This is a genomic window from Saccharopolyspora pogona, assembly GCF_014697215.1.
GTDB classification, from domain to species: Bacteria; Actinomycetota; Actinomycetes; order Mycobacteriales; family Pseudonocardiaceae; genus Saccharopolyspora; species Saccharopolyspora hattusasensis.
The window spans coordinates 3,419,036-3,431,407 of sequence record NZ_CP031142.1; the positions used below are offsets into that span (position 1 = coordinate 3,419,036).

Here is a 12,372-nt window from a genome sequence, read left to right on the forward strand (position 1 = left end):
CCCTGCGCATCAATAATCAGCGCCCGTCACGATCGTCGTGTCCGCAACGCTCGTCGTCATCGCGCTCAGCTCGCCCATGACCATCACGAACGTAGCTGGCGGAGCGGCTTCGACTTGATCGGCACGTCCGTTCGGCCCGCCCTGACTGCCGCGCAGCCCGTAACTGCCCGATCGTGCCGCGTGGTCCGCCCCGTCGGTGAGCATGCTGACCAGGATGTGTCGCGAACGACTCCGGTACACCCGCCGACTCGAGTACGCCCGTCACGGCCCGCGACCGAGGAGCCGCTGATCTGCCCGATCAATCCATCTTGAATGGTTGCTTTGGGCAGGAATCGGAAGAATATATCACTTTTGGTCGTAATCTCTGTCAGTCCGCTGAGGACGGCTTAAACCAACCTGAACGTAGGTGGCTGATCATGCCTTCACTCGAACCCGCATCGACGGTTTCCGTCGTGTCACCACGGATGGTCTCGCCCGTCGTCGGGCCCCAAGGCCAGGAGCTCTACTCCTGCGTGACAGCGGCCAACTCCGGCGCCACTGGTATCTCGGCCGGCATGGTCGTGATGCCGCCGGGCGGGATATCCCGCCCGCACCTGCACGCGCACAGCGAGATCATCGTCTGTTGCGTGGTCGGGGCTGCCGTCACGCTGGTCGGTCCCGAGCTACGGCCAGTGCCGCACGCTGCTGGTGAGTTCATCCACATCCCGGCGGGCGTCGTCCATGTCGCGGTGAACCTGAGTTCGGCCGCGACACTCGTCGCCATCGAGATGCGCACCGACCCGATGTTCAACGAGGACGTGGTGGTGCTGCCGGATCTGGCCGAGGCCGCGGCTGCGGCCGCAAATCTCGCACGTCGTGACTTCGCGCCGAGTTCTGGCTCCGCGTTCTGGCGCGTACCGACCCCGCGAGGCGGCGCACCGGTCGCCGAGGCCGTCGCGAGGTGACGGGATGGATATCGCGTCCCGACTGTCCACCCCGGCCAAGTCGAGCCGGCCGGGTGTCATCGACGAGCTGTTCGACCTGGCCCGTGCGGAACCGGATATCGTCTCGCTCGCCGCGGGCGCGCCGGACACCTCGCTATTGCCGGTCGAGTTGCTCGGCGAGCTCACCGCGTCCGCGGTGGACCGGTTCGGCCGCGAGGTCCTCCAGTACGGAGCAACCCAGGGCTTCCTGCCACTGCGTGAAGCGCTCGTGCCCCGTCTCCGCGACCGCGGTGTCCACTGTGGATCAGAGGATGTCCATGTGTCCACCGGGGGTTCCGGTGCGCTCAACAACGTGTGCCTCGCCCTACTAAACTCCGGCGACGTCGTCGCGGTGGAACGGCCGACGTACGCACCGGCCGTGAAGGTGTTTCGGGCCTACCAGGCCAAGGTGATCGATGTGGCTTGCGATGCCGACGGCATGCTGCCGGACGCCCTGGATGAGACGCTACGGGCCCGGCCGGTGAAGTTCGTCTATCTGATGCCGACCTTCCAGAACCCGACGGGCCGGTCGATGCCGCCAGAGCGCCGCGCAGCGATCGCGAGCGTGGCACGGCACGCGGATGTCCTGCTGGTCGAGGACGACGTCTACAGCGAGCTGCGTTACACCGGCACGCCCGCCGCCGCGCTGACCGCGTTCGCGCCGGAACGGTCGGTCTACCTCACGTCCTGCTCGAAACTGTTCGCGCCGGCCATGCGCGTCGGTGTCGCGGTCATGCCGAAGGATCTGCTCGCGCGAGTGCTCATGCTGAAGCAGGGGATCGACATGCAGACCTCGACCTACACCCAGGCCCTTGTCACCGAGTTCCTGACCGGCGGCCACGCCGAAGCGCACCTGGTCCGGCTCCACGATGCCTACGCCGCAAGACTTCGCGCGCTAGACAGCGCACTCACCACCCACCTGCCCCTCGACTTCTCCTGGCAGCGCCCCGACGGCGGGATGTTCCTGTGGTTGACCGGGCCGGCCTCGCTCGACGCGGAGGCAATCCTGCCGACCGCTATTGCCGGCGGGGTGGCCTACGTGCCCGGCAGCGCATTCCACGTCTACCCGGGCGAGGGCAGGGAAACGATGCGGTTGAGCTTCGCCGGTGTCAAGGAAGAATCCATCGAGGAGGGCGTGCGCCGGCTGGCCGCGGTGGTGACGACGTGACCGACCGTCCGGTCACCGGTGTGTGGCTCGTGGTGGCTCCGGACGCACCGTTCCGCCACCACGTCTTCACGTTCCATGGCGACGGCACGATGGCCCAGTCCAACCCGGACGGCGGCAACCGGAATGCCAGCGACAGTGCCGGCATGGGCCTCTGGCGGCAGGATGGTGACGTCGTACGTGCCCGGTTCGTCGAGGTGCATGCCAACCGGAAGTCCGGCGCGCCCACCGGTGCTACAGTGGTCGAGTTCGAACTGACCATCGACGGCGATGCGTGCCATGGCTCGGCACGTTCTTGGTCGTCCGGCGTGGACGGACTCCCGCCCAGCACCGTCCTCTCCGGATACCGAATGACGCTCGACGAACCGGCCAGCGCATTCCTGTCGCGGGCCGGCTTCGACGCCTAATACTTCACCCGGTGCGCCCAGTGATCAGGACGTAGTCACGTCATGACCTGAACCGTCGGTGACGCGGTGCTGGAGTCTTCCGGGGTCGTTTATTGTCGATCTTGGAAAAGGGCTGTTGTGGCAGTCGAGTTCCTGGCGGAACAGCAGCGGCATGTTGCGCCATTCCTCGGCCAGCGGGCGTTCTCACTCTGCCGAACGCCACGGCATTATGATCGACTGTGCTGTTGCGACTGGCCTATCTGGGTGTGACCAACGCGTTCGCGATGCTGCGCCTGCTGTCGATGAGTGACCGGGACAAGGGCGTCGAGATCCTCGCCTTGCGCCAACAGATCACGGTGCTGAAGCGGCAACTCGACAAGAAAAGGGTACGGTTCATTCCAAGCGATCGGGCGTTCCTGGCGGCGCTACTGCACCGGTTGCCACCCAGCATCCTGCGGAGACGGTGTCCGCGGCCCCGGTGTCGATCAGGCGAGCGCCGTCCATCAGCAGCCCGCCCAGCAGCCACCGGCTGGTGACATACACAAACGTCTCGACAAGCTACAGCATCGCCGAGAACAGCTCCGACCTCGCTGCCTTCCGGATCCGCCTGGTGCCACGGTGTTACGCACGATCTTGCCGTCCATGGCCACACCGATCAGTCCATGATCGCCACCTTCCGCAATCCGCGCATGCGCGGCGGCCACTGCTTGCTCACGTATCCACCGGCACACCCGCTCATCTGCAGACCTCGCACGAAGATCACAGACTTCGACGTTCCCTGGGATCCGGGCTCAGGCTTCCGGTCCCGGTCACCCCGGCGACCCGTATGCCGGACACGCGCATGCCCGTCCGAAGCGGTTCAAAAGATCCAAAACGCGCGACCCTTGCCCGTACTGGCGGTATCGCCAGGCGCAAACGGGCAGCTTTGCCCAAAACGAGGCCAAATATTGCAAAACTTGGCTGACAACAACGCCCGAATTTTAAACAAGACCTGGTACCTCCCCGACTTTCGCGGAGATTTGATCATCTGTCTCACGCTGCTGCCGGGGATTACGCGGGACGGCCTTGTCAGAAGGCGTCAAACGTCGGCGAGGCAGCAAGCTTTGTTCGCTGCCATGGACCGGAACGGAGGGTTCGTACCATGTCTGTGGACGCAGCCAGTTCTAGCCGAAATTGCGTACAATACCAAGCGATCCAACGGAAACGAGATCAATACACCGACAGCCGGACCGAAGGGCTCGGGGCACCATTGCCCGAGCCAACGGTACGGGTTTGTGACACCATCGCGTCGGTAGCGGTGAAACATGCGGAGCGCACTGCGGTGATCTGCGGAGACGTCAGCATCACCTACGACGAGCTCCTTTCCCTCACCCAACGCATTCGAGGCGAATGGGGAAAGATCGATTCGCGCCGGGTGGGAATCCTGGCGCATCGCACTGTCGAAGTACCGGCGTATTTACTCGCTGCCCATCTGTCCAGGCGCTCGTTCGTCTTCGTCGACCCAGCGGCACCGGAACACCTGACGCGAAGTGCGATCGCCTCCGCGGATGCCCGGCTAACCGTCGATCCCCGCACGAACGAACTCGTTGCCACCGTCGGCTATGCCGACGCCACCCTGGGCAATAGCGGGCTTGGCGACCCGCCCCTGGACGACGAGGCATACGTCCTCTACACCTCGGGCAGCGCCGGGAGTCCGAAAGGCGTTTCCGTCTCCCAGCGAAACCTGGCGAGTTCGAACCAGGCACGGCTCGCCGTATATCACGAATTCGGTGCGCCACGTTTCCTGCTACTTTCCCCGTTCTTCTTCGACTCGTCCGTCGCAGGAATCTGGAGCACGTTGGCAGCCGGCGGCACGCTCGTGATCGCGCGTGAAGACGAGCGGCGGGACCCGCAAGCGGTCCGCAGGCTGATCGTCCGCCACCGGATCACGCACCTCCTGACAGTGCCGAGCTTCTACGCGGAAGTGCTGCATGCGATCGGGCACGCCGAAGCGGTCGGCAGCTTGCGCGTGGCGATTTGCGCAGGTGAAACACTTCAGCCTGATGTCCTACACCAGCATTTCGCAACACTCGGTGGTGTTTCCCTCTTCAACGAATACGGCCCGACGGAGTGCACTGTCTGGTCGACCTACAAACGCTATGACGCGCCCGGCCCGTCGAACATCGGTGTCCCGATTCCCGGAACGCGGGTCGGGCTCGTGGATGAAGAATTGACGGAAGTTCCCGCAGGCCACGTGGGCCAGATCGCAATCTCCGGCCCGGGAGTGAGCAACGGCTACGTCGGTGATGCCGTCGAAACGCGCAAGAGGTTCGTCGATCTCACCTCGGTGTCAGGGGCGACTCGGTGCGCATACCTCACCGGTGACCTCGGCCGCTGGACCGCCGAGGGCGAACTCGAGTTCCTCGGTCGTCTCGACAACCAGGTCAAGATCCGCGGCGTCCGGGTCAATCTCGACAACGTTGAACACGCGTTGGCGGTCTGCCCGGAGGTCCACGCGGTGGCGCTGGCGTACGACGGCTGGTCCGCCCTGTCCTATGCGTTCATCGTCCGCAATCCGAAAGCGAGCTTCGACGAGGCTGCGGTCCGCAGGACCATCGAGGCGGCTCTCGGCAGCAGCTATGTCCCGGACCGCGTGGTCTTCGTCGCCTCGCTGCCGAGGACGGCCCGCGACAAGATCGACCGATCGGCACTACTCGCGTCGGCCCGACCAGTGCCCGTACCTGCTCCACGGCAGAAAGCCGGCTTGGCAACCGGCATCGCCCAGGCTTGGGAGAGCGTTCTTGGTGTATCGGTCCGGGAGCCGGAGCACCGCTTGAGTTTCTTCGATCTCGGCGGCAACTCCATGTCGGTCCTCAAGCTGTCCCGGGTGCTCTCCGAAATCGCCGGAAAGCGAGTACCAGTAGGCGAGCTCTACCGGTGCCCCACCATCACGCAGCAAGCCGACCTCCTCTCCAACCTCCTAACGAACCAAACAAGTGAGGTATGAGAGGTGAGGGGCACCCATGCCTCCACTTACTTGGTCACGGGTGCCCCTCGCCTCTAACAGCCTGTCGGCGAATGCCGTCCGCGCCTTTGGAAGCGGCGTAGCCGCTTGCATTCACCTTGCCAAGACGACCATCGGCGGGTTCTGAGAGGTTTTCTGGCGAGGACGGCCCTTCCGCCGCGTATTGGACATACATCAGGAGGGGCACCCGCAGTCCAGGGAACCTCTCAGGTTCCGCTAAGCGACCACCCACCCAGACCATTCACCAACAGGCTCTAACAAAGCGGGGGTGAACTTTGCAGTTAACCAGGTCCGTCCGATCGTTTCACTTATCAACCGGCGAAGATCCGGAACGAGGCGGCAAGCAGGCAATGCTCTGCTTTGCGCATGCCGCCGGCTGTGCGTCGTTCTTCCGCTCGTGGCAGGCGCTGCTGTCCTCGGTGACCGTCCACGCGGTGCAGTACCCCGGTCGGGAAGATCGCATCAGTGATCCGGCTGCGGCCAGCCTGATCGAACTTGCCGACACGGTGGCCGAGGAAATCTTGCATAGTGAACAGGAATACGACTTGTTCTTCGGACACAGCATGGGTTCTTACGTCGCCTTGGAGGTGGCCCATCGGCTGCAAGCGGCGGGCCGCGGCGTCCCTGCCATCGTGGTCTCGTCCGCAGCTGCGCCCGCTCTTCGACCACCGGTGCCGTACGAGAAGACCGCGGACGTGCTCGAGTACCTCACCCAGTTCGAGCCGCTTAGCCCGGAGATTCGCCAAGAACCGGAACTACTCGACATCATCCTGGACCGTGTCAAATCCGACCTCCGGCTCGTATCGAACTATCGGGAGTACACGGGCAAGGAGATCGATAGCGAAATCTTCGGCATCGTCGGCGCCGAGGACATTCCCGAAATCCGTGACGGCCTCCCCGGCTGGGCCGCGCACACCAGCTCGAACCTCCGTGCCCACACGGTGCCCGGGAACCACTTCTACCTCCGCGCCGAGCCACCGACGACGCTCATCCGCGCTGCCCTGTCCCGTGCATTACTGGCGACGCAGGATTGAGGAGGATTCGTGCGACACGACTTGAGCCGACTCGTCGACGGGACGACCTACCGTTCCGGCAACCCATTCGACCTGTGGCGGCGGATGCGTGAGAACGAGCCCGTGTTGTGGCATGACGCGGGGATTTTCGGCGAGTTCTGGTCGGTGACCAGCTTCACGGCAGTCAAGGAATGCCTGCGCGATCCGGACACCTTCACCTCATCGGCCGGCACCCTGCTCCGTCCGTTGTCGCAGGGCCACGACCCCGGGAGCGGCAAGACTCTCGCGTTGTCCGATGCCCCGCGGCATACGGCCCTGCGTGCGGCGGTGGCCGACTGGTTTTCGCCGCGCTCCCTGCGCACCCTGACGACTGCAGTGCAGTCCGCAGCACACACCACCGTGACCGACGCCGTAGCGAAATCCCACGTCGACTTCGTCGTGGACATCGCGGCGAAGGTGCCCCTGGAAGTGGTGTGGACGCTGTTGGACGTCCCGACCGCGGACCGGGCGGAGCTCACCGGGTGGTCGATGGACGCCTTCTGCGCCGGCACGGCGAGCGAGCGCAGCATCGCCCACCTCGAGATCCTCGATTACTTCAGCGTCCTGGCCGAGAAGAGACGCTCCCGGCCCGACAATGACCTGGTCAGCGTCCTAGCCACCGCGGAGTTCGAGGACACGCGGTTGCCGCTGGATGAGGTGGTGCTCAACTGCGACAACTTGCTGGTCGGGGGCACCGAGAACGTCCGGCTGGCGATGTCCGGTGGGATGCAGGCGCTGCTGGAGCGGCCCGAACAGTGGGCGTTGCTGCGAGACGATTTCGACCGCGTGATACCGACGGCTGTCGATGAAATCCTGCGCTGGACGTCCAGCGCCACCCACCTCGTGCGGACCGCCCAGCGGGACACGGAGATCGGTGGACGGCGAATCTCGGCCGGCGACCGCGTTGTGTTGTGGCTGACCGCGGCCAATCGCGATCCGGCCGAGTTCGCCGCCCCGGACACCTTCGACGTGACCAGGTCGCCGAATCACCACTTGGCGCTCGGTGCCGGACCGCACTACTGCATCGGCGTGCAGCTCGCGAAGCTGGAGATCCGCGCGGTACTGCGGGAGCTGACCAGTCAAGTGCGGCGGGCCTCCCCCGACGGGCCCGCCGAACGGCTCGAATCCATCGTGGTCAATGGTCTGCGCTCACTGCCCGTTCGGCTGGATGCCGCGACCAACGCCTGCCAACGCCGCACGTAGAACCTGACCGTCCAGACATCCCCCCAGCAGATCCAAAGAAGTCCCGCTAATCGCTCTGGAGGCCCCCGTGAGCACGAAAACACTCGCCATCGTCGCGCCGGCTCCTGGCGCGCAGCTCGTCCCCACCACGATCGAACGACGCGACCTGCGCGCACATGACGTGCTGATTGACATCGTCTTCACCGGGATTTGCCACAGCGACATCCACACCGCGAAGGGCGAATGGGGCGAGGCGATCTTTCCACTGGTACCCGGGCACGAGGTCTCCGGCGTTGTCGCCGCCGTCGGTTCGGAGGTGACGAAGTTCGAGGTCGGCGATCGGGTCGGTGTCGGATACATGGTCGACTCGTGCGGGGAGTGCGAATACTGCCTCGCCGGCACCGAGCAGTTCTGCCTCAAGGGTCACGTCACGACCTACAACAGCATCGGCTACGACGGCGAGCCGAGTCATGGCGGCTACAGCAGGCACATCGTGGTGAAGGACACCTTCGTTTGCCGGATTCCCGACGGCATCGAGTTGGACGTCGCTGCTCCGTTGCTTTGCGCCGGGATCACCTCCTACTCACCGCTTCGGCAGTGGGGCGCCGGACCGGGCAAGAAAGTCGCCGTCGTCGGCCTCGGTGGGCTGGGTCACCTGGGTGTCAGGCTTGCGGCAGCGATGGGCGCTGACGTGACCGTGCTCAGCCAGAGTCTCAAGAAACGGGAAAGCGCATTCGAGCTCGGCGCGAGCCACTTCCACGACACGGGAGACCCATCGACATTCGACCGATTGCGCAGGCGCTTCGACATCATTCTCAACACAGTCTCAGCGGACCTGCCGTTGGACTCCTATCTGGAGACGCTGCGCATCGGCGGCGCGATGGTCAACGTCGGCTTACCGGCGACATCGTCGTCCTACAGCCCTACCGCGCTGATCGACGGGAACAGGATTCTCGCCGGCTCACTGGTCGGCGGCATCGCCGAGGTCCAGGAGATGCTGGACTTCTGCGCCGGGCACGGCATCGGCGCGGAGATCGAGAGGATCTCCGCGGATCAGGTCAATGCCGCCTTTGAGCGCGTGGAGAACAGCGACGTGCGGTACCGGTTTGTCATCGACGCCGCAACCATTGGAGCCGCCTCCTGAACCTGGGGTCTCCGTAGTACTCGGGGAAATCGGGCGGATTTGGCTCGCTAGGCTTCTGAACTGGTGTTTCACTCCGCCGACGTGCTGCTTGGCAGTGTTCGTCGGGTGGCGTTGCCCACCCTCCGGCGACCACGAGGTCCAGCACCCGGCGCAGGACGTCGACGTCGACACCCGCGATACGGCAACACCTCCAGGACATCGGTGTGAGGCGATTTCGGCGGCAGTGAAGTGGCGGGCCCATGGCGGCACGGTCTCGGGCCTTGTTCGCTCGAACGCGTCGGTTTCCTCGCTCAGGGCGTCCCTGCACTTGGTTGCGTTGCCGAGTGCGCCGTGGCACCAGGCGCGGCTGGCGTGGAGGTCGGCGTGTGCTCACGCTCGCCTCGTGAGCGCTGGTGTTCGCAATAGTGACGCCGTGCTCCACAAGACGCAGGGCAGTGCGGGCCTGGCGGCGTTGCAGGGCTTGGTATGCGGCGTCGAGCAGTACACCGATTGTCAGGTCGGTGCTGCGTGGGTGGTGCTCAGCGCGTTTCGCACGATTGAGCGAGAAGGCCCACAGCTTCTGTGCCTGGTCGTGGTCGTCGATGTCCCAGGAAGCCCATCCAGTGACCCAGGCCAGGTCGGCGGTCGCCAGGTCCAGGCGCGTCGGTGCAGTCTGCATCGTCGAAGCCGCGGACTGCATGCAGCTGGGCGAGCGCGGCTCAATGCATCAGCTCGCCGCCCCGCGCGAAGATGTTGGACCGGAATCCTTCGGTCATGTGCTCGATCGCTTGTGCGTCGGCAACGCCGATGCTGCGGCGCCTGGTCGAGTCGCTCTGTGCGTTGTCCAGATCTGCGTCACCGAATACCGGACGCCGGTCACTCGCTCGATCACTTCTCTCACCCGCGCAAGAGTCCACATCTCGGTCGCAAATCCCTTGGCGAGTGGACCTTTGGTCAACTCTGCCTCGACCTCTGCCAACTGCTCGTCGGAGTGCTCGCGCATCCGCCCGGCACGGCCGGCGCCGGCCAGCGCCTCGCGCCCACCGTCCGACCACAACCGATACCACCGCGACACGGCCTGCGCCGACACCTCCAATTCAGAGGCCACCTCGGCCTGTCGCCCGCCCCGATCGAACATCTCCGCCGCCCGCATCCGACGCTCACGCAACGCATCGAAATCCCGTTTGACGCCAACACGTTTGCTATCACGGGCCCACTCGCCCGACTGTCGCGAAGAACTCGACGCCCCACGATCATCCCACCCAGCAATACAAACCCCCAAAAGCAGGTCAACCTAAAACCGAAAGATCATCAGAAGCTCCAAGTTGATCGGAGGTCTTGCCGGAGCCGATCGCCGATCCAACCCAGATCGCCCACCTCGGCATACGAAAACGCAAGCGCCTGGGCAGCATCCTCAACGAGTACCAACACGCAGCCTGACGTCGACGGATGACATTCCCGGCAAGCACAGCCGCAAGAGGCTGTTCGAGGTGGGAGTACTTCCGGGACGCAAAGCAGAACGCGATCTTCAAGAGCGCTTCGCTCAAGCACTGCGGGCCTACCGGCAACGGCTGTGACGCTCCAGGGTTCAACGGCATCTGATCTTGCCTCCCAGGCTGGAGCAGCTTTTGGGTCCCCTCCTTCAACGCGCCCACGTGCGAGCCGCGTTCAACGAGGTGAGGGGCACCCTTGGGCAGCTAAACCGCTTCTTCAGTCGGCTAAACCGCTCAAGGGTGCCCCTCACCTCAGCTCGGGCAACAGCACTTCGTGCAATTGCTGCCATACCCGGCAATGTTGCAGTCCCGCAGCCTCCTCCAGCAGATCATGCCGGAGCCGTACCCGAGCTCATACGGCAGGAACTCCCAAGGCATTCCCATGTGCAGCACGAACAAGATCCCCCACCGACCCGGCCACGGTCGGGTCGCCAAGGACTTCTGTTCGACTCAGCGGCCAGACCGTGTTCTCTTCATGCGGCCGGCGTTACCGGTGAGGCGTTTTCTCAGGTCAGCGGCTGGGATTCAGTTTCCCGCGCTTGTGAGTTCGAGGGACCTGTGCCGGGGATTCGACGTGTCCGGCGTGCGAGGAACACCGAAACGATGGTCAGGAACTGGCTGGCGACGACGAAGAGCACCACTGGCCAGGGCGAGCCGTTCGTTGCTCCGACCAGAGCGGTGGCGATGAAGGGTGTGGTGCCGCCGAGGACCATGACATTGATTTCGCGCGAGGCCGCGATCGCGGTAAAGCGATAGCGAGTTTCGAAGAGTTCCGAGAGGAATGCGCTTTGGGAGCCAAGCATGGCGCTTTGGCCAACGCCGTAGGCGATCACCATTGCTGCCACGACGATGCCTGGCTGGCGGGTATCGAGCAGCATGAAGTAGAACGGCATGTAGATCGCGGTGAAGATCGCGCCGCCGAGCAGGACCGGCCAGCGGCCGCTGCGGTCGGCGAGGATGCCGAACAACGGAACGGCGATGATGCTCGATCCGGTGGCTGCGACGACTCCAAGCGTCGCGACGGTGGCCGACATTTCCAGCGTGGTCTTGATGTAGCTCAACGAGAACGTGTTGACGAGGTAGCCGGCGACGTTCAATCCGGAGCCGCAGAGGATGCCGACGATCAGCTCTCGTGGGCTTGCCTTGATCGCTTGCAGCAGCGGGATCTTCGTCGGTTCGGTCGTTGCCTTGCTGATTTCGGATTTGGCTTGGGTGAATTCCGGTGTTTCTTCGACGCGACGCCGAATGAAGATCGCGACGCCGAAGATCACCACGCTGGCGAGGAACGGAATCCGCCACGCCCCGTTGAGCAGCGCATCCCGCGGGATCGCGGCCAGCACCGCGAAGAATCCGGTGGACAGGACGAACGCCAGCCCCACGGAGGCTTGAGCGAAGGAGGTGTAGAAAGCTCGTTTGTTCTGTGGAGCGTATTCGGCGACTGCGGTCACAGCACCGGCGAACTCCGCTCCGGCGCCGATGCCCTGCAGCATGCGGGTGAGCACGAGCAGTATCGGCGCCCACATGCCGATCGCCTCGTAGGTGGGCAGCAGCCCGACGGCCACTGTGGCCACGCCCATGAGCGTGACGGTGAAGATCAGAATGGGCTTCCGCCCGATTCGGTCACCAATGTGAGCGGCGATCATGCCACCGATCGGTCGCACGAAGAACGCGACGGCGAAGACCGCGAACGAGGCCAGCGCGCCACCGATCGCGCTTTGTTCCGGGAAGAACAGTGGTCCGAAAACCAGGGCGGATGCCGCTCCGTAGAGGGCGAAGTCGTACCATTCGATCACCGTTCCGATCGAACTGGCGATGACGACTCGTCTCGTGCCGCGACTGTCGAGGGCAGCCGCGGTAGTGGGCGAAGGTGTCACGGTGGCTCTTTTCTGATCGCCGTTGCGGTTCGTCGTTGAATGCACGATTCGGCGCTACATAGGAGCACTCAACAGGGAATCATTGCAAATGTTGCAATGATGATGTATTAATCACAATGCTAGGTCGCAGA

Annotated in this window: 11 protein-coding genes and 1 pseudogene; 8 read left to right on the forward strand and 4 right to left on the reverse strand. The window is 64.3% G+C overall.

Annotated features, from left to right (window positions below; all coding sequences use genetic code 11):
• Positions 1-9: 9 nt before the first annotated feature.
• On the reverse strand, positions 10-204 hold the full coding sequence (locus tag DL519_RS15675) for a hypothetical protein (protein WP_190815860.1): 195 nt from the start codon (positions 202-204) through the stop codon (positions 10-12).
• Between the two features lie 212 nt (positions 205-416).
• On the opposite strand from DL519_RS15675, the gene DL519_RS15680 reads away from it, so the two are divergent.
• The 8 genes from DL519_RS15680 (at position 417) to DL519_RS15715 (ending at position 8,895) form a co-directional block, all read left to right on the forward strand.
• Entirely contained in the window at positions 417-944 is a 528-nt protein-coding gene (locus DL519_RS15680; RefSeq protein ID WP_190815862.1) for a cupin domain-containing protein, read from the forward strand.
• 4 nt (positions 945-948) lie between these two features.
• Entirely contained in the window at positions 949-2,130 is a 1,182-nt protein-coding gene (locus DL519_RS15685; RefSeq protein ID WP_190815864.1) for an aminotransferase-like domain-containing protein, read from the forward strand.
• Positions 2,127-2,534 (forward strand): hypothetical protein, encoded by a 408-nt coding sequence (locus DL519_RS15690; RefSeq protein ID WP_190815866.1) that lies wholly within the window; start codon positions 2,127-2,129, stop codon positions 2,532-2,534. The genes DL519_RS15685 and DL519_RS15690 overlap by 4 nt, the downstream gene beginning before the upstream one ends.
• Before the next feature lie 218 nt (positions 2,535-2,752).
• Positions 2,753-3,049 (forward strand): hypothetical protein, encoded by a 297-nt coding sequence (locus DL519_RS15695; protein ID WP_223839058.1) that lies wholly within the window; start codon positions 2,753-2,755, stop codon positions 3,047-3,049.
• 605 nt (positions 3,050-3,654) lie between these two features.
• Positions 3,655-5,499 carry a non-ribosomal peptide synthetase gene (locus DL519_RS15700; protein ID WP_223839060.1) on the forward strand — a complete coding sequence of 615 codons (1,845 nt, stop codon included), beginning with the start codon at positions 3,655-3,657 and terminating at the stop codon, positions 5,497-5,499.
• A gap of 368 nt (positions 5,500-5,867) precedes the next feature.
• On the forward strand, positions 5,868-6,551 hold the full coding sequence (locus tag DL519_RS15705; protein ID WP_190815870.1) for a thioesterase II family protein: 684 nt from the start codon (positions 5,868-5,870) through the stop codon (positions 6,549-6,551).
• 9 nt (positions 6,552-6,560) lie between these two features.
• Positions 6,561-7,772 carry a cytochrome P450 gene (locus DL519_RS15710; RefSeq protein ID WP_190815872.1) on the forward strand — a complete coding sequence of 404 codons (1,212 nt, stop codon included), beginning with the start codon at positions 6,561-6,563 and terminating at the stop codon, positions 7,770-7,772.
• Between the two features lie 67 nt (positions 7,773-7,839).
• On the forward strand, positions 7,840-8,895 hold the full coding sequence (locus tag DL519_RS15715) for an NAD(P)-dependent alcohol dehydrogenase (RefSeq protein ID WP_190815874.1): 1,056 nt from the start codon (positions 7,840-7,842) through the stop codon (positions 8,893-8,895).
• Positions 8,896-9,646: 751 nt separating this feature from the next.
• On the opposite strand, the gene DL519_RS15720 is transcribed toward DL519_RS15715, so the two are convergent.
• The 3 genes and pseudogenes from DL519_RS15720 to DL519_RS15730 all read right to left on the reverse strand — a co-directional run bounded on the left by DL519_RS15720 (position 9,647) and on the right by DL519_RS15730 (position 12,286).
• Complete coding sequence (locus DL519_RS15720) at positions 9,647-10,042, reverse strand: helix-turn-helix domain-containing protein (RefSeq protein ID WP_223839061.1); 396 nt, start codon at positions 10,040-10,042, stop codon at positions 9,647-9,649.
• 578 nt (positions 10,043-10,620) lie between these two features.
• Positions 10,621-10,772: pseudogene (locus DL519_RS15725) on the reverse strand (transposase); the annotation flags it as partial.
• 101 nt (positions 10,773-10,873) lie between these two features.
• Positions 10,874-12,286 (reverse strand): MFS transporter, encoded by a 1,413-nt coding sequence (locus tag DL519_RS15730; protein WP_190815876.1) that lies wholly within the window; start codon positions 12,284-12,286, stop codon positions 10,874-10,876.
• Between the last annotated feature and the right edge of the window lie 86 nt (positions 12,287-12,372).